This window comes from Actinoplanes sp. NPDC051513, from assembly GCF_044454685.1.
Classification (GTDB): Bacteria; Actinomycetota; Actinomycetes; order Mycobacteriales; family Micromonosporaceae; genus Actinoplanes.
Map to the genome: position 1 here is coordinate 147411 of NZ_JBITDW010000013.1, position 19253 is coordinate 166663.

21 protein-coding genes and 1 pseudogene are annotated in these 19253 nt (G+C 69.1%); 11 read left to right on the plus strand and 11 right to left on the minus strand.

Annotation, left to right across the window (positions count from 1 at the left end):
- Positions 1-68: 68 nt before the first annotated feature.
- Together ACIA5D_RS33380 and ACIA5D_RS33385 are read right to left on the minus strand one after the other, a co-directional pair.
- Positions 69-344 (minus strand): hypothetical protein, encoded by a 276-nt coding sequence (locus tag ACIA5D_RS33380; RefSeq protein WP_396034353.1) that lies wholly within the window; start codon positions 342-344, stop codon positions 69-71.
- Positions 345-531: 187 nt separating this feature from the next.
- A pseudogene (locus ACIA5D_RS33385) lies at positions 532-606 on the minus strand (hypothetical protein); the annotation flags it as partial.
- A gap of 370 nt (positions 607-976) precedes the next feature.
- Between ACIA5D_RS33385 and ACIA5D_RS33390 the strand changes: the two are divergent.
- Complete coding sequence (locus tag ACIA5D_RS33390) at positions 977-1771, plus strand: alkaline phosphatase family protein (RefSeq protein ID WP_396034354.1); 795 nt, start codon at positions 977-979, stop codon at positions 1769-1771.
- Positions 1772-2173: 402 nt separating this feature from the next.
- Here the strand turns inward: ACIA5D_RS33390 and ACIA5D_RS33395 are convergent, their stop codons facing one another.
- The 4 genes from ACIA5D_RS33395 to ACIA5D_RS33410 all read right to left on the minus strand — a co-directional run bounded on the left by ACIA5D_RS33395 (position 2174) and on the right by ACIA5D_RS33410 (position 5312).
- The gene (locus tag ACIA5D_RS33395) at positions 2174-2734 is read right to left on the minus strand and encodes a phosphatase PAP2 family protein (protein ID WP_396034355.1); all 561 of its coding nucleotides are present in this window, start codon (positions 2732-2734) and stop codon (positions 2174-2176) included.
- An 83-nt stretch (positions 2735-2817) separates the two neighbouring features.
- On the minus strand, positions 2818-3519 hold the full coding sequence (locus ACIA5D_RS33400; protein WP_396034356.1) for a polysaccharide deacetylase family protein: 702 nt from the start codon (positions 3517-3519) through the stop codon (positions 2818-2820).
- The gene (locus tag ACIA5D_RS33405) at positions 3516-4583 is read right to left on the minus strand and encodes a glycosyltransferase (RefSeq protein WP_396034357.1); all 1068 of its coding nucleotides are present in this window, start codon (positions 4581-4583) and stop codon (positions 3516-3518) included. The genes ACIA5D_RS33400 and ACIA5D_RS33405 overlap by 4 nt, the downstream gene beginning before the upstream one ends.
- A gap of 51 nt (positions 4584-4634) precedes the next feature.
- A complete protein-coding gene (locus ACIA5D_RS33410) occupies positions 4635-5312 on the minus strand; it encodes a response regulator transcription factor (RefSeq protein WP_396034358.1) in 678 nt (225 codons plus the stop codon).
- Positions 5313-5394: 82 nt separating this feature from the next.
- Here ACIA5D_RS33410 and ACIA5D_RS33415 point away from each other — a divergent pair, with 82 nt between their 5' ends.
- The 3 genes from ACIA5D_RS33415 (at position 5395) to ACIA5D_RS33425 (ending at position 8215) form a co-directional block, all read left to right on the plus strand.
- On the plus strand, positions 5395-6807 hold the full coding sequence (locus tag ACIA5D_RS33415) for a sensor histidine kinase (protein ID WP_396034359.1): 1413 nt from the start codon (positions 5395-5397) through the stop codon (positions 6805-6807).
- A gap of 143 nt (positions 6808-6950) precedes the next feature.
- Positions 6951-7328 (plus strand): BlaI/MecI/CopY family transcriptional regulator, encoded by a 378-nt coding sequence (locus tag ACIA5D_RS33420; RefSeq protein WP_396034360.1) that lies wholly within the window; start codon positions 6951-6953, stop codon positions 7326-7328.
- Positions 7325-8215, plus strand: coding sequence for a M56 family metallopeptidase (locus ACIA5D_RS33425; RefSeq protein WP_396034361.1), 891 nt, complete (start codon positions 7325-7327; stop codon positions 8213-8215). Before ACIA5D_RS33420 ends, ACIA5D_RS33425 begins: the two co-directional genes overlap by 4 nt.
- A 129-nt stretch (positions 8216-8344) precedes the next feature.
- On the opposite strand, the gene ACIA5D_RS33430 is transcribed toward ACIA5D_RS33425, so the two are convergent.
- Complete coding sequence (locus ACIA5D_RS33430; RefSeq protein WP_396034363.1) at positions 8345-8761, minus strand: hypothetical protein; 417 nt, start codon at positions 8759-8761, stop codon at positions 8345-8347.
- Between ACIA5D_RS33430 and ACIA5D_RS33435 the strand changes: the two genes are divergently transcribed.
- Positions 8733-9047: a hypothetical protein gene (locus ACIA5D_RS33435; RefSeq protein WP_396034364.1), complete on the plus strand. Its 315-nt coding sequence runs from the start codon at positions 8733-8735 to the stop codon at positions 9045-9047. The genes ACIA5D_RS33430 and ACIA5D_RS33435 overlap by 29 nt on opposite strands.
- 37 nt (positions 9048-9084) lie before the next feature.
- Here the strand turns inward: ACIA5D_RS33435 and ACIA5D_RS33440 are convergent, their stop codons facing one another.
- From ACIA5D_RS33440 to ACIA5D_RS33450, 3 genes are read right to left on the minus strand one after another with little or no spacing between them, the layout of a single operon-like run.
- On the minus strand, positions 9085-9606 hold the full coding sequence (locus ACIA5D_RS33440) for an SRPBCC family protein (protein WP_396034365.1): 522 nt from the start codon (positions 9604-9606) through the stop codon (positions 9085-9087).
- On the minus strand, positions 9603-9929 hold the full coding sequence (locus ACIA5D_RS33445; protein ID WP_396034366.1) for an ArsR/SmtB family transcription factor: 327 nt from the start codon (positions 9927-9929) through the stop codon (positions 9603-9605). Before ACIA5D_RS33445 ends, ACIA5D_RS33440 begins: the two co-directional genes overlap by 4 nt.
- 43 nt (positions 9930-9972) lie before the next feature.
- Positions 9973-10989: a LacI family DNA-binding transcriptional regulator gene (locus tag ACIA5D_RS33450; protein WP_396034367.1), complete on the minus strand. Its 1017-nt coding sequence runs from the start codon at positions 10987-10989 to the stop codon at positions 9973-9975.
- Between the two features lie 224 nt (positions 10990-11213).
- Here ACIA5D_RS33450 and ACIA5D_RS33455 point away from each other — a divergent pair, with 224 nt between their 5' ends.
- The 6 genes from ACIA5D_RS33455 (at position 11214) to ACIA5D_RS33480 (ending at position 16973) form a co-directional block, all read left to right on the plus strand.
- Positions 11214-11990, plus strand: a complete 777-nt coding sequence (locus ACIA5D_RS33455; RefSeq protein ID WP_396034369.1) for a BTAD domain-containing putative transcriptional regulator — start codon at positions 11214-11216, stop codon at positions 11988-11990.
- Positions 11991-12058: 68 nt separating this feature from the next.
- Positions 12059-12265 (plus strand): hypothetical protein, encoded by a 207-nt coding sequence (locus ACIA5D_RS33460; protein ID WP_396034370.1) that lies wholly within the window; start codon positions 12059-12061, stop codon positions 12263-12265.
- A 13-nt stretch (positions 12266-12278) separates the two neighbouring features.
- Positions 12279-13607, plus strand: coding sequence for an extracellular solute-binding protein (locus tag ACIA5D_RS33465; protein ID WP_396034372.1), 1329 nt, complete (start codon positions 12279-12281; stop codon positions 13605-13607).
- 13 nt (positions 13608-13620) lie between these two features.
- On the plus strand, positions 13621-14571 hold the full coding sequence (locus ACIA5D_RS33470; protein WP_396034374.1) for a carbohydrate ABC transporter permease: 951 nt from the start codon (positions 13621-13623) through the stop codon (positions 14569-14571).
- 1 nt (position 14572) lies between these two features.
- Positions 14573-15460: a carbohydrate ABC transporter permease gene (locus ACIA5D_RS33475; protein ID WP_396034375.1), complete on the plus strand. Its 888-nt coding sequence runs from the start codon at positions 14573-14575 to the stop codon at positions 15458-15460.
- 4 nt (positions 15461-15464) lie between these two features.
- On the plus strand, positions 15465-16973 hold the full coding sequence (locus ACIA5D_RS33480) for an alpha-N-arabinofuranosidase (protein ID WP_396034376.1): 1509 nt from the start codon (positions 15465-15467) through the stop codon (positions 16971-16973).
- Positions 16974-16976: 3 nt separating this feature from the next.
- On the opposite strand, the gene ACIA5D_RS33485 is transcribed toward ACIA5D_RS33480, so the two are convergent.
- Positions 16977-19253, minus strand: a complete 2277-nt coding sequence (locus ACIA5D_RS33485; protein WP_396034377.1) for a putative bifunctional diguanylate cyclase/phosphodiesterase — start codon at positions 19251-19253, stop codon at positions 16977-16979.

Here is a 19253-nt window from a genome sequence, read left to right on the forward strand (position 1 = left end):
GATCCCCGCACTCCGACGGCCCGGCGCGGCTGGCGCCGCCTGATCGGGCCGCCTCGACGCGAGCACGATCAGACCGCTTCGACGGGCTCGGGGACGTCCTTGCGCCGTAGGGCCAGGCAGGCGACCAATACGACGATGACGGCTGCCCAGGCAAGGGTCACCAGCCCGGTGCCCCACCCGAGACCGCGGCGCGCGACCGGCACGCCCATCCAGTCGGCGAACGACGCCCCGAGCGGCCGGGTGATCACGTATGCGGTCCAGAACGCCGCCACGGCGTTCAGCCACCGTGCCCTGAACGCCAGCGCCGGCACCACGATCGCCGCCGCAAACACGAACCCGGACACCAGATAGCCCCCACCCGAAGGTGGTGGCGGTCAGGTCGCCGGCCGCCGTGCCCAGCGCGAAGGTGACCAGCACGGTCGCCCAGTAGAAGTACTCCGGCCGGCCCCAGGTGACGGTGTGGATGGAAAGCGTGCGCTCGCTGATGTGCCAGGCGCCGAGGACCACGACCAGCGCCAGCGCAAAGAATGCCGTCGAGATCATGTACGAAATACCGAGCCACACGTGCAGCACGTCCGCCGCCATCGTCCCGAAGACGCTGACCATCACCACCGCGAACCAGTAGATGCCGCCGACCGGCCGAGGGGACGCCGGGTCCGTTCGTAGACAGTCACGGCGGGACAGAATTTCGGTTCGATCCTGAAAATGCGCTGAAACGGTCCGAGGCCCAAGGCCAGGCCAGGGTTACGCTGGGCGTTTTCACCCGTTTCTCAGGATACGGCCGGTAGGGTCCGCCGCCATGACGTCATTGCTATCGCCGCGACAGACTTCCTCCGGTTTGCGCGTTCGCCGGCCGGCTCGGGCCGCCGCCGTGTTGGTTGCGGCGGTTGTTGCCGCGGCATGCCAGCACAGTCCACCGCAAGCGAGGGCGTCTGTCGGCATCTCCCCGACGGCGCCGGACCCCGGCCGCAAGGTCATGGTGATCGCCGAGGAGAACCACGGATACCGCCAGATCATCGGCGACTCGCATGCCCCGTACCTCAATGAACTCGCCACCGACTACGGCACCGCGACCGATTACGACGCCGGCTACCCGGCGCATTGCCCGTCGCTGGCGGCGTACATCCTGCTCACCAGCGGCACCACGGCCGGTATCTGCGACGACAAGGACCCGAAGTCGCACCGGCTGACCGGTGACAACATCTTCCACCAGGTCAGCGCGTCGGGCCGCCAGTGGCGGGACTATGCCGAGGCGTCGCCCGGCAGTTGCGTACTGACGAGCGAAGACCGTTATCTTGTACGCCACGTGCCGCCTACCTACTTCCGCGACGCGCGCGCCGACTGCCGTCAATGGGTGATCCCGCTCGGCACCCCCACCGGCGGCGCCCTGCACCACGACATCGCGGCCGGCACGCTGCCTTCGTATGCGTTCGTCAGCCCCGACGCCTGCCACGACATGCACGGCACCCCGAAATGCTCCACCGACCTCATCACCGCCGGCGACCGATGGCTGCGGACCTGGCTCCGGCAGATCATCACTGGCCCCGACTACCGCGCCGGCCGCCTCACCATCGTCATCACCTGGGACGAAGGCACCTCCAGCAGCAACCACATCCCAACTATCGTGGTCGCACCTTCCCTGCATCACGTCACAGCGAGCCGGCGGCTCAGCCATTGCTCCACGCTGCGGTTCGCCGAGGAACAATTGCGGCTGCCTCTGCTCGGCTGCGCCGCCACCGCCACCTCCCTTGGCGGCGCCTTCGGAATGTGAAGCCGCTGGCCGGCAGTCCCTCCATGTAATGCAGCCGACAAATCCATCGGTGCGCCTTTTCAGCGTTCCTTAGCCGGCGTTTATGACCTTGATGCGGTCCGATGCGCTCGAGGCGACGGTCGATCGGAGAAAAGCTGCAAACGGTGCTGCGCCTGATGCGGGTCACCGGCCGCTTTCTCCCGCGGCCGCCGTTGCTGGCGGCTCCGGACGCGTACACCCCCCCAGTCGCAGACGACGCATGCCATCGACGTCAGCCGCTACTGGAAGCAGAAGCGCGCCGGCCTACGCGCACACGAGAGCCAGGCGCAGGGCGGCGCCGAACTGCGGGCCGTCGGGCTGCTGTCCCGCAGTCCATCGAGACGGCGACGTTCTCGCCGGGGCGCGCTGAGGCGCCCCGCACGATCACGAAGACGCAGGCCTATTCGGCTGGGCACGGTCTTTGCATTGCTGGACGTTGCGGGCACCGCGGTCGGTGGCATAGATCGAGAAGGCGGCCAGGCCGGCGATCGCGGCGCTGGCGGCGATATCGCCGGGATAATGGACTCCGACCCACACCCGGGCGACGCCGATCAACAAAGCGGCCGCTGTCAGTACGAGGCCCACCCGCCGGTTGAGGAACAGCAGAATGCCGAAGGCCAGGGCGAACGCCGCGGTAGCGTGATCGCTGGGCATCGAGACGCCCGGCTCGTGCGGGATCAGTTGGTGCACGACGTGGTTCTGGAAGGGCCGCATCTCGCGGCTGAGATGGGCGAGCCCCTGCGCCAGCCCGAACGCGAAGCCAAGCGACACCGCCAGACAGAGCACGGGACGGATCTGGCGCTTCGCCAAGGCTCGAACGCCGATCCAGCCCGCCCCCGCGAAGACGACGAAGATGAGCTGGACGGCGGCGAACCGCATGGCCGAGTCGATCGGCGCCCACCGTCCGGCCAGCATGTTGATCGCGTGAAACATCGGGTAATTCACGGTGTCACTGTGGCAATGAGAAGGTAAGAGTTGCCTGAACGGGCTCCAGCGCTCCGTCAACTTCCCCGGTGGGCCCTCGTACGCTATGCGAGTTGGTGCTCGGCTAGTGGGCCGACAGCCAGGCCGCGGGCCCGGCACGTGGTCAGGATCGCGGGCAGCGCGCCGAGCATGGACAGCCAGCATTTGGGGGCGGCGGCGTGGTCGCTGTCGTGCAGCAGGATCGTGCCGCCGCCGTCGAGCTTGCGCATAATGGCGCGGTACACCGAGTCCGGGGTGCAGGTCGCCGTCCAGTCCCGGCCCCAGCAGGTCCACAGCACCGGCCGCAAGTCGAGCCGGCGGGCCTCGATGAGTGCGGCGGCGTTCGCCACCCCATACGGCGGGCGCCACCATCGGGGTCGTACTCCGGTCACGGCGGTGATGGCGGCGGTGGCGCGGCTCAGGTCCTCACGGGTGGCGGCCGGAGTCTGTTTGAGCAGCAGCCGATGCTCGTACCCGTGCACGCCGATCTCGTGCCCGGCGTCGGCGATCGCCCGCGCGACGTCCGGCAGTTCCTCGGTCATCCGGCCGAGCAGGAAGAACGTGGCGCGCACGCCGGAGCCGTCGAGCAGCTTCAGCAGCTCGGGGGTGGCGTCGGGGTGCGGGCCGTCGTCGAAGGTCAGCGCGACGTGCTTGGGGTTGCCCACGCCGGCCAGGCCGGGCAGCAGCCGCCGGCGGAGCGGGCCGATCGCGGCCACGGCGGGCAGCGGATGCGCGAGCGAGGCGAGAGCCGTCCGAGCGAGGGTCATCGCGCCACCACCGATCGCAGGATCAGGGTAGTCGCCTCCGGGGCAGCCGCCCGGGGCAATGTCGCGGTCCGCAGCGCGCTCCGCAGCGCCAGGCCGAGCTCGGCGACGGTCCGCGGCCAGGTGGCCAGGGCCAGCCGCTCGAGCGCCGCCGCATTGGCCACCCCGTGGCCGGGCAGACAGCGGTAGCTGATCAGCGGCACGTTGCTGGCCAGTGCCTCCATGCTGGTCAGGCCGCCCGCGTTCTGCACCACCACGTCGGCGGCGTGCAGCAGCGAAGGCATGTCGTCCACCCAGCCCAGCGCGATCACCTTGCCGGTGGTCGCCAGACGCTCGCGCAGCGCGTCGTTACGCCCGCAGACCACCACCGGGATCGCCTCCGACGCGGCGATGAGGTCGTTCACCGTGGCGTCGATGTCGCCGACGCCCCAGGACCCGGCCACCACCAGCGCCAGCCGGGCGTCCAGCGGCAGGCCGAGCCGCTGGCGGGCGGCCACCACGTCCTCGGGGCCCCGGCACTGCCGGAAGGCCGGGTGGACCAGCGGGGCGTGGGTGAACGCGGACAGGCCGTACCGGTCAATGATCGTGCCGGTCGCCTCATCGTTGGGGGCCAGATGAAGGTCGACGCCGGGCGCCACGCACAGCGGGTGCACGGCCGGGTCGGTCAGCACCGCGATGGCCGGAGCGCTCAGCCGCCGTTCCTGCCGGAGCCGGCCCAATGCTTGGCTGGCCAGAGGGTACGTGGACACGACCGCCGCCGGGTACGGCCCCGCCTGGATGGCCCCCAGCAGACGGCGCTGTGCCGCCCGGGCCGCGAGCCAGGCCGCCGATCGGGTCGCTCCCGGCCGGCCCATCGCGTCCAGCAGCCAGCCCCAGCTGGCCGGCGCGTAGGCAAGCTGCCGCGCGTACGTCTGCTTGATGGTTCTCCCCCAGCCGGTGGGGAGCAGGTCGAGATAGTCGACGCGGTCGGCGGAAACGCCGGCGCTCTGCAGGCGCCGGGCGATCTCGGCCGCGCACCCGTCGTGACCGGCGCCGATGCTCGCCGAAATGATCAATACGCGCTTCATGGACGGAGAGCGTGCTGACGGCGACCTGAGGAAACACTGAACGAGTCACGCTCAGGGCACGAGCCGATACCCCGCCCCGCGCACGGTCTCGATCGACGCCTTGCCGAACGGGTGGTCGATCTTCTTGCGCAGGTAGCCGATGTAGACCTCGACGATGTTCGGATCGCCGTTGAAGTTCGCGTCCCAGACGCTCTCGAGAATCGCCCGCTTGGTGGCCGCCTGGCCCTGCTGGCGCATCAGGAACTCCAGCATCGCGAACTCGCGCGGGGTCACCGCGATCGGCTCCTCGCCGCGCCACACCCGCCGCTCCCCCGGATCGAGCGACAGGTCCCCGGCGGTCAGCACAGCCGGCCGCTCCGGGGCGCCGCGGCGGATCAGCGCGCGCAACCGGGCGATCAGCACCACGAACGAGAACGGCTTGGTCAGGTAGTCGTCGGCACCCAGATCGAAGGCGTCCGCCTGGTCGTACTCCCCGTCCTTCGCCGTCAGCATCAGGATCGGCGTCCACACCTCGCGAGCGCGCAGTTGCCGGCACACCTCGTACCCGCTGAGCCCGGGCAACATGATGTCCAGCACGATCACGTCGTACACCCCATAGGGCGTCTCGGTGGCCTGCCACAGGCCGTCCACCCCGTCGTGCACCACGTCGACCACGAACCCGGCCTCAGTCAGCCCGTCGCGGACCGTCTCGGCCAGGCTGACCTCATCCTCCACCACCAACACACGCATCCCCCCAGCCTGACCCCTCGACCCCTGAAAATCCGCTGAAGATGGCCGCCGAGCGCCGGGCGCCGCGGCTACCGTGGCGGCCATGCTGGTCTCGCTGCGCCGACGTCTGGGCGTACGCCTGCGGTCCGCGCTCGCCGCCGCGGCCGTGGTGGCGGTCGCCTCCCTGCTGGCCGGTGGGGTGTTGCTGGTGACAGCGCGCAGTGTCCTGCTCGACAACCTCAACTCCGCGGCCAACGACCGCGCCGCCCAGGTCGCCGCGGCGCTCAAGACCGGGTCTGACCTGACTACCCTGCTGCGTCCGTCGGCCCGCGATCGGACCGTCGTGCAGGTGCTCGATGCGTCCGGGCGGGTGGAGGCCGCGTCGGATGCCCTGTCCGGGCAGGCCGCGATCTCCGCGCTGCGTCCTTCTCCCGGCGAACGCTTCAAGCAACAGCGGCACCTGCCCGGCGCCCACGACGAGCCGTTCTGGATCGTCGCCCAGGGGGCGACCTCCCCGTCCGGCGACCGGGTCGTGCTCGTGGCCCAGTCGCTGGACCTCGTCGACGACGGCACCGACGCGGTGCTCGCGGCCCTGCTGCTCGGCCTGCCGCTGCTCGCGCTGATCGTCGGCTGCGCCACGTTCCTGTTCGTCGGGCGCACGCTGCGCCCGGTCGAGGCCATGCGCCGGCAGGCCGCCACGATCACCGCCCGGAACCTGCACGAGCGGCTGCCGGTCCCGGCCACCGACGACGAGATCGCCGCCCTGGCCTCGACCATGAACACCATGCTCGACCGGATCGAGGCGTCCTCGGCCGCCCAGCGCCGCTTCGTCGGTGACGCCAGCCACGAACTGCGCAGCCCTCTGGCCACCGTCCAGGCCAACGCCGACCTGCTCGACACCACCGACCTGCCCGGGAACGCCGCCCGATCGGTCGGCCGGATCCAGATCGAATCCGCCCGGATGGCCCGCCTCGTCGAGGACCTGCTCCTGCTCGCGAGACTCGACAACCTTCCCGTACGCCGGCAGGACGTCGACCTCGACGACCTCGTCTACACCGAACGGGAACGCCTCGCCGTCCTCCACCCGCAGCTCAACGTGCGAGCGAGCTTCGAACCGGTCCGCGTCTCCGGCGACCCGGACGCGCTGCTGCGCGTGGTCCGCAACCTGGTCGACAACTCCGCCCGGCACGCGAAGGCCAACGTCACGATCAGCGTCGGCAGCCGCGACGCGTACGCGGAAATTGTCATCGGCAACGACGGGCCACCCATCCCCGCCGAGGAACGGGAACGTATCTTCGACCGCTTCGTCCGCCTCGACGACAGCCGATCACGCGCGGACGGCGGCACCGGCCTCGGCCTGTCCATCGCCCGCGACATCGTCAGCGCCCACGGCGGCACGCTCACCGTCGACGACCTCGACAAGGGCACTGCCATGCGGATCCGGCTGTCGCTACCCACCGCGTCCAACGAATCTTCAGGGACTCGGGCCTACCTCTCCGGCCATGAGCCTTCTTGATCCGCACCTGATCTCGGCGTTCGGCCTGGTCGGCATCCTGGCGATCGTCACCACGCTCGGCTACTTCCTCGGCCAGGTCGCCTTGGTCGCCGTCCCGCGCCGGGCCCCGGCGGACGATACTCTGGTCGCGGAGGTCAGCGACGGTGACGAAGGAAAGCCGGCGACCGCCCGGGACCCTGGAGGCCGCGGTCATGGGCGTGCTGTGGGCGACGGATGCCCCGATGACGGCGGCGGAGGTGCATCAAGCGCTAGGCGGCGACCTGGCGTACAACACCGTGCAGACGGTTCTCTTCCGCCTGCACGACAAGAAGGCCGTGGAGCGGCATCGCGCCGGCCGTGGCCATGCCTATTGGCCGGTCAGGGACGCCACCGCGGCCGCGGCTTTGCGGATGCGCGAGGCTCTGACGGACCGAGCTGACCGCCACGCTGTACTCCAGTTGTTCGCCTCCTCCCTCGACGAGACCGATGCCACGGTGCTGCGGCATTTTCTGGCCGAAACCCCGCCGCAGCGTCAGCCATGACAGTCAGCGTCTACCTTCCCCTGCTGCTGGCGCTGCCGCTCGCCTTCGCCGCGCCGCGGATCGCTGCCCGCGGCACGCCCGGACCGGCCGCATGGACGCTCGCGGTGACCGCGGTTCTCGCGGCTCTCGCCTCCACCTGGTCGCTGGTCTTGCTGGCATTGACCATGCTCGACGATGTCCCGCCGCTGTCCGCGCTCGACGATCATCCGACGCTGGAGTTGCCCGAGCCGGTGCCAGGACCGGTCGCGCTGATCGCCGGACTGCTCTTGATCGGCGGCGGCGTGCGATTGTTCATCGACGTGCGGCGCCGTGTCGTGACGAACAAGCGGTTGCGCGCCATCGGCGATCCGCGGCAGGACATGGTCGTCGCCGACTGGGCCAACCCCATGGCGGTGGCCGTTCCGGGCCGGATCCGCGGGTACGGACATCTGCTTGTCACGACCGGCATCCTCCGGTTGCTGAACCCGGCCGAACGTCAAGTCGTCTTCGCGCACGAGCGTGCGCATCTGGCCCATCGCCATCACCGCCTCACCGCAGCTGCCGCCGCGGCGGCCGCGGTGAATCCGCTGCTGATCCCGGTACGCCGGGCAGTCGAGTTCCTGGTCGAGCGCTGGGCCGACGAGGTCGCCGCGGCCGAGGTCGGCAATCGAGATCTGGCCGCCCGGACGGTCGCCCGCGCCGCGCTCGCGGCGTCCGACGCCGGCTCGAACAGGGTGCTCGGCATCGACGGCGGCGTCGTCGTCCGGCGGGTGCGGGCGCTGAGTCAGCCCAGGCCCGCCCCGCTGCGCCGGCGCCTCGCCGGCCCGGTCCTGGTCGCCGCGGCGATTCTGGGTGTTGCCGCGATGGCCACGGAAGCCTTCCTCGATCTCGCCCAGGTGTGGCTCTGACTATCGCCAGATGTCGGGCAGTCCGCTGCGGCGCTGCGCGGCGCCGGTGAGCGGCAGTCGGTACATCGTCTGCGGGCATGGGCCAGCTGGCGGTCTACCGATGAGCCCCGCCCGAGCTCCTGACCGGAATCAACGTGCTGCGCCCTCGGACCGGAGCCCGATGCCGTCGCCCGGGGCCGAACGGGCTGCCAGCCGGTCGGTCAGCAGGTCGGCCATGGCGCGCACGCCGTGACCGATCGCTCGCTCGTCGGCGGCGAAGTCGGGGGCGTGCGGAGCGCCGTTCATCCCTGTCGCGGTGTCCGCGACGCCGAGGTAGAACAGCGCGCCCTTGGTCAGGTACTGGCCGGCCGCCGTGCTGAGTTCCGCCGAGTTCACCATGGCGGGAAACGGGTCGACGGGGAACTCCACGTGCCCGCCGGCGGCCGCCGCGAGCTGCTTGATCCGCGCGCGCAGCTCCGGAAGCCGCTCCTGTGGCCAGACCCGCAGCAGAACGTTGACGGCCGGATGCGCACCGGGCGTGTGCTCGGTCCAGTGCGGCTTCCTCAACCCGGACGTCTACCTGTTCGACCACGAAGCGCTGGACCAGCGCGGCGAGCTGGTGGTCCGGCACAAACTGCCGTACAGCGACGTCACACACGTACCGGCCGAGGAACGCGAGCGGCTCTTCGGCGCGGACGCGCCGCTGGAGTACAGCCACAGCATGGCCGAGCAGCTCGGCGGCCAACTCGCCGCCGGCTTCGTCATCACCGGGTTCGAACAGGCACCCCACCACTCGGACGCCACCGCGGGCTGGCTGCCCGGCTACTTCGCGACCCGCGCCGTCAAACCATGATGGAACTCGACGGCAGGTGGTAGCGCCACTCTGCTTCTCATTTTCCGTCGTTCCCGGCGATCTCCTGGTAGGCGGGCTTGAGCGCCAGCCATCGGTCACGCCACACGCGGGGCTCGCGCCCACTGAGATACGCCGCCAGATCCTCGACGTGGGCCTGCCATCCAGCGCCACAGCCAGGAACGTCCGCGAGCTGGAGACCGCGTTCCTCGATGATCAGCCGCGTGCGATCGCCGACGGGTGCGAGGTTCGCCTCCATGACGGTCTCATCGCTGGTGCCCGGGTCGAAGGTGACCTGCAGACGCCGGGGAGCGTCGCAGACATCTATGCGTCCCGTCCCTTCGAAGGTGCTGGTGAAGCGCGCGTGGATCCGACCGCCGATGCGCAGGTCCCCCTCGACCGTGGCGAGCCAGCGCGCGAGCCGGACGGGATCGGTCAGCGCCGACCACAGATCGTCGATGCCGGTGTCGTAGAAATCCTCCATCGTGACCGCGCCGGTGCCGTCTTCGAGACGGCGGAGGCTGCCGAGGATGCGGGTTTCACGTCCGGTGTTACTGGTCATTGTCCGGCCTCTCGATCTTGTTTGCCACGTGCGATTTCCGCGTGCAGGTCCTCCATGCGCCGCTCCCACAAGGCGCGATAGCGCCCGAGCCAGGCATCGAGCTCGGCGAGCGGCTCGGGGCGCAGGCTGTAGACCCGCCGCTGCGCGTCCTGGCGCACCCCCACCAGGCCCGCCTCCCGCAGCACCCGCAGGTGCCGGGAGACCCCGGGCCGGGCGATCGGCAACGCCGCGGCGAGCTCGTTCACGGTGGCCGGATGATCCCGCAACACTTCCAGCACCGTCCGTCGACTCCCGTCGGACAGCGCCTGCAGCACAGAGTCCATGACGGCTAACGTACCCAACTGGTTACGTACCCGTCAAGGTACATTAGCGTGAGCGACGACGTGGCACCGGCTTGCTGCTCTCTCGCGGCAAGATCGTGTACGGGATGGTGACCCGTCGCGGCCGCCGCCGGGGCTCCGCGATCCGCTCGATCAACAGATCGATCGCCGCCTCTGCCAGCCTTGCCTTGTCGATGCCGACGGTAGTCAGCGGCGGCACCGCATATCGCCCGTCGGTGATGTCGTCGTAGCCGGCGATGGAGACGTCATCGGGGACCCGGATCCCGCGGCGCCACAGGGCATTGAGAACACCGAGGGCCTGCGAGTCGGTCAGGCAGAAGATCGCGTCCGGCAGCTGCCGGTGGTCGAGGTACTGATCGAGCGCCGCGGCGGCAGCCGCGGTCGTCCAGGTGGGGTTGGGGATCTCGAGGTCGGCCGACTGGGCGAGGCCTGCGGCTGCCAGCGCCTGCCGGTACCCCTTCCGGCGAAGGCGTGCGCTCTCCGACTCGAAGAGCCCCAGCATCGCGATCCGGCGATGCCCGAGGCCGATGAGGTGCTCGACCATGTCCCTGCTGGCCGCCACGTTGTCGATCCACACGTGGTCGGTGATGTCCTGTTGCACCTCACCGAGGAACACCATGGGCGGGGTGACCGGGGTCGGCTGGAGTGCGGCGCTGGTGAGGAGCACCGGGCTCATGATCAATCCATCGATCAGGTGCCGCCGGGCCTGTGACAACAGGTGGCGCTCCCGCTGGTAGTTGTCGAAGCCGGTCTCCTCGATCTGCACCCCGAGATCGCGCCGGGCGGCGGCGCGAGCGAATTCGCGAATCAACTCCGCCGAGTACGGCGTGCTCAGATTCGGCAATGCCAAGCAGATCAGGCCGCTGCGACCGTTGCGCAGGCCGCGTGCGGAGAAGTTCGGAACGTAGTTCAGGGCGGCCACCGCCGACTCGACGCGGGCGCGCACCTCGGGGCTGAAGCGCCCGGTGCCGTTGACCACGTTCGAGACGGTCTTCGCGGAAACCCCGGCACGGACCGCCACGTCCTTCAGCGTCACGCGCATCCCCCGCGCTCACCTGCCTACAAGTTCCGGCCCCCGGTCAAGAGGAAACATGCCGCGAGATCGCGGCCCTTGGCCAGAGCTTTCTCATCATATGGATGTCTCTTGCCAACGAAGCCGGCGGAACATAATCATGTCGCTAACTGCCGATTCAACGTTGAACCATCCCCGAGTTCATTGCGGGACTGACCATGACATATGGTACGTCCGCCTGGTTGGTCCCGGGTTTGCCCCGACACTCCCCGGCCATACTGATCTGCCTGCTCGGTCAGTTCCAGGTGTTCAAACAGGGCCAGCGGCTACCGCTGCGCCACGGCGGCAAGATGAAGGCCTTGCTGTCCGCGTTGGCGCTGCACGAGCACCAGCAGGCCACGCGGGACGCGCTGCTCGAGACGCTGTGGCCGGGGATGGACCAGGAGCACGCGAGTCAGTCACTGAACACCCTGGTGCACGCGCTGCGCCGCTCGCTCGCCGATGCGCTGGCCGGCCTTCCACCACTGGTCCGTACCGATGACGGATACCAGCTGAACCTGTCGGCCGGCATCGACGTGGACATCCTGCGCTTCGACCGTTGTACGGAACAGGGCTCCCGTCAGCTGCGGATGGGTGACCGCGCCGGCGCCGCCGCCACGTTCGAAGAGGGACTGCGCATCTACCAAGGGGATCTCTGCCCCTGCGGCACCAGCCTGAACGTGGTGATCGAGCGCGAGCGGCTGCGAGCGCTCTACCTGGGGGCGCTGGCGCACCTGACGGACTACTACTACGACACGGGCGACAACGGCACCGCGCTGCAGTACGCCCACCGCCTTCTGCAGGCCGACCCCTGCCGGGAAGACGCACACCGCGCCGTCATGCGCTGCTATGCCCGGCTCGGCCAGCGTGCGCAGGCGATGAAGCAGTACCTGCTGTGCCGCGAGATCCTGCTCCGGGAGTTCCAGGCCGAGCCTGAACCGGCGACCGACGACCTGTTCGCGCGTTTGCGGCGGGGCCGCCCCGCAGCGTGACCTCAGTCAAACCTCAGTCACTTCTCACGGCCTGGGCGTAGACCCGGAACAGGGACTCCGGCATCGAGGTGGCCGTGAACGATCACCGACGTGAAGATTCGCTCGCCGACCGGCAGGTGGTCGCGCTGGTGCTCAGGATCGTGCTCGACCGCCGGGGCGTCGTGCTGCAGGGCGAGGTCGTCGATGCCGCCACCCGGGACGGTCAGCGCTTCGCCGGATGGGAGGAACTCGTGGCGACGATACGGCGATGTCTCGGGCAAGCCGCGGATCGATGAGAGGACGGAGCTCATGAGTGGACCAGTGTCACGCCGTACGTTGTTGAAAGGTGCTTTCGCCGGCCTCGGCGCCGCTTCCCTCGCCGCCTGCTCCTCCCCCGTGGGCGCCGGGATCGCCGGGACCCAGCTCGATCCGGGCACCGTCGACTACTGGAATCTCTTCGGCGGCGGCGACGGCGTCCGCATGCAGCAGATGGAGGACGCCTACCGTCAGGCCAACCCCGGCACGCCCCTGCAGGCCGTCACGCTGGCCTGGGGCAACCCCTACTACACCAAGCTCACCCTCGCCACGGTGGGCAAGAAGCCGCCGAACGTGGCGGTCGCGCATCTGACCCGGATGAAGACGCTGCAATCTGCCGGCCTGCTGGAGGAGCTCAGGCCGGAGGATCTCGCCCGGCACGGTATGTCGGCCGAGATGTTCAACCAGCGCGCCTGGAACGCCGGCCTGGTGGGCGGCAAGATCTACGCAATCCCGATCGACACGCATCCGTTCGTGCTGTTCTACAACACCAAGATCTGCGGGCAGGCCGGCCTGCTGGACGCGGCCGGCAACCTGGCGCCCATCCAGGGGCCCGACGCCTTCACGGACGCGCTGGCCAAGGTGCAGAAGGTAACCGGTCAGTACGGCGCGACGCACGGGATCAACGCCGACACGGCGAGCCCGTGGCGGTTCTTCCAGACGCTCTATTCACAGCTCGGCGGCCAGGTGCTCGCGGACGAGGGCACCAAGGTGGTGCTCGACGACGCGAAGGCCACGCAGGTGCTCACCTTCATGCGCGCGCTCACCGTCGAGAAGAAGCTGATGCCCGGCAGCATCGACTACCAAGGTGCGATCGCGCTGTTCGCGAACGGCGCGGCCGGCTTCCACATCAACGGCGAGTGGGAGATCAGCACCTTCCAGACCGCGAAGATGCCGTTCAGCATGACGCTGATTCCCAACGTCTTCGGCGGCACGTACGCGGTCCAGGCCGACTCGCACACGCTGGTCGTCCCGCGCGGCGGTGTCACCGCCGAGGGGCAGCTGGATCTGTCGCTGGGCTTCATCAAGTCGATGCTCGACCAGAGCATGACGTGGGCGCAGGGCGGCCACATCCCGACCTGGCAGCCGGTCGCACAGAGCGACGCGTTCAAGAAGCTCACCCCGCAGTCGAACTACGCGGCGGCCGCCGACGCCGCGGTGTACGACCCGCCCGGCTGGTACTCCGGCTCCGGTTCGGATTTCGAAACCATCATGGGCTCGGCCATCGGCGCCGTCGAAGCCGGCCAGATGTCGCCGGACGCCGCGATCACGCAGATCCGGTCCAAGCTCTCCGCGCTCGCGAGCGCCGCGTCGCCGGTCTGAGGAGGTACGCACCGTGACCATCACCGCCGACTACGAGACCGTCGAGGACCGCCCGGTCCGTCCCGTCGACCCCGACACCACCCGCGTCACCGAGCACGGCCACGCGCGGCCCGCCTGGCTTCTCATGGCGCCGTTCCTCGTGCTGTACCTGCTGTTCATCATCGGACCGTCGATCTACATGGTGGTGATGAGCTTCTTCGACACCAGCCTGACCAAGCCGGGGCTCGGCGGCTTCGCCGGGTTCGGCAACTTCGGCGAGGCGCTGGGCAGCCCGGACTTCTGGGCGTCGATGTGGCACACCATCTGGTTCACCATCCTCACCGTGCCGCCGCTGGTCATCCTCGCCTTCGTCTTCGCGCTGCTCGCCGACCGGGCCAGCCGCGGACGCTGGTTCTTCCGGCTCGCGTTCTTCCTGCCGTACATCCTGCCGTCGGCCGTGATGGCGCTGATCTGGATCTGGCTGTACACCCCGGAGCTCGGCCTGCTCGGCAAGGTCGTGACCAGCCTCGGCTTCGCCGAGCCGAACTGGCTGGGCAGCCCGAGCCTGGCGATGTGGTCACTGGCCTTCGCGACGGTCTGGTGGACGCTCGGCTTCAACTTCGTGCTCTACCTGGCCGGCCTGCAGGACATCCCGCGAGACCTGTACGAGGCCGCTTCGATGGACGGGGCGAGCCCGTGGCAGCAGATGCGCCGGATCACCATCCCGATGCTCAGCCGCACCACCTCGCTGGTGATCGTGTTGCAGATCATCGCGTCGCTGAAGATCTTCGACCAGCCCTACATCATGACCAGCGGCGGCCCCAACTACGCCACCCGTCCCGCCCTCGAATACGTGTACGACATGGGCTTCACGGACTTCCGCACCGGCTACGCCGCCGCGGTGTCGACGTTGTTCTTCATCCTCGTGCTCGCCGTGTCCGCCGTGTGGGTGTTCCTCACCCGGCGCCAGGAACAGGGGTTGTGACATGACCACGCTCGCCAGCGACACCCGGGAGCGAAAGGGCACGCGTCCGGAGGTGACCCAAGCCGCCATCGACCGCCGGATGAGGTTGTTCAACGGAGTCTGCGCGGGCGTGCTCATCGCATTCGCGCTGATCTGGCTGGTCCCCATCGCGTGGGCGGTCGACACCGCGCTCAAGCCCAACGCCGAGACCACCAACACCACCTGGTTGATCGACAACCCCACGCTGGAGTCGTTCCGCACGATCTTCGCCCAGGGCGACATCTGGAACTGGTACGCCTCCAGCTTCATCACCTCGCTGGCCACCGCGGCCGGCACCGTGTTCGTCGGCAGCATGGCCGCGTACGCGCTGTCCCGGATGCGCTTCAAGTACCGGTGGGTGGTGTTCTGGTTCATCCTGATCGGCATCATGATCCCGCACCAGGCGCTGATCGTGCCGCAGTTCAGGGAGTTCGGCGCGCTGCACCTGCTGAACACGTACTGGGCGGTGATCCTGCCGCAGATCCCGGCCGCCATCGCGGTGTTCATCTTCAAGCAGTTCTTCGACGGCCTGCCGCGCGACCTCGACGAGGCGGCGCGCGTGGACGGCGCCGGGTTCTTCCGCACGTACTGGCGCATCGTCCTGCCGCTGAGCCGGCCGGTGGTCGCGGCGGTGGCGATCTTCACGTTCGTGTGGAGCTGGAACAACCTGCTCTGGCCGCTGCTGGTGTTGTCGAACCCCAAGCTGATGACCATCCCGGTCGGCCTGGCCACCGTCCAGGGCAGCTACGGCATCCGCTATGCGGACACCATGGCGTCCGCGATCCTCGGCGCGCTGCCGCTCGTGGTGATCTTCCTGCTCTTCCAGCGCCGCATCGTCGAGGGCATCGCCGGCACCGGCCTCAAGGGGTGATCTCGTGAATCGTGCCTCGCTCACCATCGACCCGGCCCTGCGGGTGTCCGAGGTGGATCCGCGGCTCTACGGATCGTTCGTGGAGCACATGGGCCGGTCCGTCTACACCGGAATCTACGAGCCCGGCCACCCCCAGGCCGACGAGGCCGGATTCCGGCAGGACGTGGCCGGCCTGGTTCGCGAGCTGGGCGTGCCGCTGGTGCGTTACCCCGGTGGAAACTTCGTCTCCGCGTACAACTGGGAGGACGGCATCGGCCCGCGCCGGCAACGGCCGCGCCGGCTCGACCTGGCGTGGCGGTCGATCGAGACCAACCAGGTCGGCGTGGACGACTTCCTGCAGTGGTGCCGGGACGTGGGCAGCGCGCCGATGTTGGCGGTCAACCTCGGCACCAGGGGCCTGGACGCCGCACGCGACCTGGTCGAGTACTGCAACCACCCGTCCGGCACCTACTGGTCCGACCTGCGGCGGACCAACGGGTCACCGCAGCCGCACGACGTGCGGCTGTGGTGCCTGGGCAACGAGATGGACGGCCCGTGGCAGATCGGCCACAAGACGGCGCACGAGTACGCGCGGCTGGCCGCCGAGACCGCCAAGGCGATGCGCCGCGTCGACCCGAGCATCGAGTTGTCGGCGTGCGGAAGCTCGAACCAGCGGATGCCCACGTTCGGCGCGTGGGAGGCGACGGTCCTCGAGGAGACCTACGATCTCGTCGACTACGTCTCCCTGCACACCTACTACGAGCAGATCGGCGACGACCGGGACAGCTTCCTCGCCCGCGCCGTGGACTTCGACCACTACATCGACGCGGTGGTGGCAACCTGCGACCACGTACGCGCGAAAAACGGCCACCGCAAGCACATCAACCTGTCGGTCGACGAGTGGAACGTCTGGTACCAGAGCCGCTTCGCCGGCGAGGAGAACCTGGACTGGGCGCAGGCGCCGCGCCTGATCGAGGACACCTACTCGGTGGCCGACGCGGTCGTGGTGGGCGACCTGCTCATCACGCTGTTGCGGCACGCCGACCGGGTGAAGATCGGCTGTCTCGCCCAGCTGGTCAACGTCATCGCGCCGATCCGCTCGGAGCCGGGCGGCCCGGCGTGGCGGCAGGCCATCTTCCACCCGTTCGCGCTGACCTCGCGGCACGGCCGGGGCACGGTGCTGCGGACCGACGCCGTGGCGCCCACGCACGAGACCGCGGCACAGGGAGAAGTCCCCGTCCTCGCCGCAGTGGCCGTCCACGACGACGAGTCCGGCGAGGTCACGCTGTTCGCCGTCAACCGGGACCAGCGGCAGGCACTGACCCTGGACCTGGATCTGCGAGCCTGCCCCGGCCTGGTGGTGGGGAAGCACACGGCCGTCCACGACAGCGACGCGGAAGCGGTGAACACCGCCGATCAGCCCGACCGGGTTGCACCGCGCCTGCTCGAGGACGTCAAGGTGGCCGACGGGCGCGCGACCGTTGTGCTGCCGGCCCTGTCGTGGAGCGTCATCCGGTTCTTGGGCGACCGCTGAGGATCAGTCCGGCGGATCAGCGACTGGCAATGCCGGCCCAACCGTCACCCGTCCCTCCAACACCAGGGCGGTCGCTGCAGCATGGTCCAGTGGTTTGGCGAAGAGGTAGCCCTGGCCGAGGCGACAGCCGCAGTCCAGCAACGCCCTCCGCTGGGTTTCCGACTCGACACCCTCGGCGATCACGTCCCGCCGCACCGCCCGGCCCAACTGGACGATGGCCCGGGTGAGATCCGAGCGATCGCCGTTCCCGTCCAGATCGTCGACGAATGACTTGTCAACCTTGATCGTGTCGATCGGAAACTGGCGCAGGGCAAGCAGCGACGAGTACCCGGTTCCGAAATCGTCGATGGCGAGCCCGACGCCCAGGTCCTTGAACCTGTGCAACTGATGGCAGACCAGCGGGAGATCGAGCGCCGGGTGCGATTCGGTTATCTCCAGGACCAGCCTCGATGCCGCCAGCCCGGTCTCTCGCAGCACGTCGGCCACCATTTCCACCGTGTCGTCTCGTAGCTGCCGGGTCGAGACATTGACGTGAACGGTCAACTCCGGGAGTCCCGCGAGTGCCCGCCGCCGGTTCCATGCCGATGCGGAGCGGCAGGCTTCGCGCAACACCCGGTGACCGATCGCGATGATCAGCTCCGTCTCCTCGGCCGCCGGGATGAATTCCATCGGAGCGACCAACCCGCGCTTCGGGTGCAGCCAGCGAACCAACGCCTCGAGCCCGGTCAGTTCGCCGTCGGCAAGCCTGCATATCGGCTGGTAATAGACGACGAACTCGTCGCGTTCCAGTGCCCGGCGAAGATCCGTCGCGAGGTTCACGGTCTTCTCGAAGGCTTCCTGCATCTCCGGACGGAAGATCCCATACCGACCCTTGCCGGTGCGTTTGGCGTGGTACATCGCAAGGTCGGCGTCACGTACGAGCGCGTCGGCGTCCGGCGAGGCGGGCGTACTGAAGGTGACGCCCACGCTCGCACCGATGAAGACATCCTGCCCGGTCAGGTCGAACGGCCGGCTGACCTGGTCGAGGATCCGATCGGCGACGGCGATCACCTCGTCGTCGGTCTTGAAGCCGGCCAGGAGGACCCCGAACTCGTCACCGCCGAGCCTGGCCACGGTGTCCGTGCTGCGAACACACGCCCGCAACCGGGCACCGACCTCGGCCAGCACCGCATCGCCGGCGGCATGGCCGAGCGAATCGTTGACGAGCTTGAATCCGTCCAGGTCGACGAACAACAGGCCGAGCCGATCGCCCGCACGGCTGGCGACGGACAGACCACGTTGCAGCTGTTCCATGAACGGGCTACGGCTCACGAGCCCGGTGACCTGGTCGTGGCTCGCCTTGTTGAGCGCTTGGAATGTCTTCGCGTCCGTGACTGCGAGGCTGGCGTGCTCGGCGAAGGCGTGCAGGATGTCCTGATCTCGCTTCTCGTACTCGCGGTCCCTGCCGTACGCCGCCACCGCGAGGGCACCGACGACCGTGCCGCTGTCGTGTACCGGTACCGCCATGCCGACCCCACCCGGATCGGCGACCGTCGAGAGATTGTCGTCGACGATGGCCTGACCGATCGTCCCGGCCTCGGCCATCGTGGCTCGGGACAGTCGCCGTGCGACCTGCTTCGGCAATCCGATCTCCGAGGTCATCACAAGCATGTCCGGTTCGTCGCTGTCCAGCAGCCAGAGTGCCACGCCGTCCTCGCCGAGCATCTCGTGGGCACCGGCAGTGATCATGTTGAGGACGCGCGGCAGCGGCGCCCTGCGGGCGATGGCGCGCTGGATTCCGGACAAGTGCTCGAGCAGGCGCTGGCGCTCGCTGAGCGAATCGACGAGCTCGCTGTTGCGTGCCGCCTGGCGGCGCTCGGCGGCCAGACTCTTGACCATATGGACGTGCAACTCCAATACCCGCGCCATACCGCGTACGAGGCTTGCCTCTTCGACCGTGAAGCCGTCCGGACCGCCGCGCGCCACCACCAGGTACTCGGCCGGCTCGTCCGCGCTGGGGGCGAAGATCGCCGGGCACGGGCCGCAGCCGGGAACCTTCACCGTGGCCCGCTCGCCGGAAACAACCGCCAGCAAATCCCGTACCGGTGCCTCACCCGCCGGGAAGCCGACAGCGGCAGCTACGGAACCGTCGCGCAATACGGCGACCATCTCGGCGTCCAGGGCGCGCGCCGCGCCCATTGCGGCAACGCGATAGGCGGTCGGCACGTCGGATACCTCGGACAGTGCGCCGAGGAATTCCGCGAGTTGCTGTACGACCAGGGCGCCAGCGATGTCGTACAT

Bases quoted from the DNA above. Each gene is read 5' to 3' on its own strand.
- ACIA5D_RS33415 (WP_396034359.1), top strand. From the start codon at position 5,395: ATGCTGGTCTCGCTGCGCCGACGTCTGGGCGTACGCCTGCGGTCCGCG.
- ACIA5D_RS33445 (WP_396034366.1), bottom strand. From the start codon at position 9,929: ATGGACTCTGTGCTGCAGGCGCTGTCCGACGGGAGTCGACGGACGGTG.
- ACIA5D_RS33405 (WP_396034357.1), bottom strand. From the start codon at position 4,583: ATGAAGCGCGTATTGATCATTTCGGCGAGCATCGGCGCCGGTCACGAC.
- ACIA5D_RS33410 (WP_396034358.1), bottom strand. From the start codon at position 5,312: ATGCGTGTGTTGGTGGTGGAGGATGAGGTCAGCCTGGCCGAGACGGTC.
- ACIA5D_RS33465 (WP_396034372.1), top strand. From the start codon at position 12,279: ATGAGTGGACCAGTGTCACGCCGTACGTTGTTGAAAGGTGCTTTCGCC.
- ACIA5D_RS33390 (WP_396034354.1), top strand. From the start codon at position 977: ATGGTGATCGCCGAGGAGAACCACGGATACCGCCAGATCATCGGCGAC.
- ACIA5D_RS33475 (WP_396034375.1), top strand. From the start codon at position 14,573: ATGACCACGCTCGCCAGCGACACCCGGGAGCGAAAGGGCACGCGTCCG.
- ACIA5D_RS33425 (WP_396034361.1), top strand. From the start codon at position 7,325: ATGACAGTCAGCGTCTACCTTCCCCTGCTGCTGGCGCTGCCGCTCGCC.
- ACIA5D_RS33440 (WP_396034365.1), bottom strand. From the start codon at position 9,606: ATGACCAGTAACACCGGACGTGAAACCCGCATCCTCGGCAGCCTCCGC.
- ACIA5D_RS33400 (WP_396034356.1), bottom strand. From the start codon at position 3,519: ATGACCCTCGCTCGGACGGCTCTCGCCTCGCTCGCGCATCCGCTGCCC.
- ACIA5D_RS33485 (WP_396034377.1), bottom strand. From the start codon at position 19,253: ATGTACGACATCGCTGGCGCCCTGGTCGTACAGCAACTCGCGGAATTC.
- ACIA5D_RS33450 (WP_396034367.1), bottom strand. From the start codon at position 10,989: ATGCGCGTGACGCTGAAGGACGTGGCGGTCCGTGCCGGGGTTTCCGCG.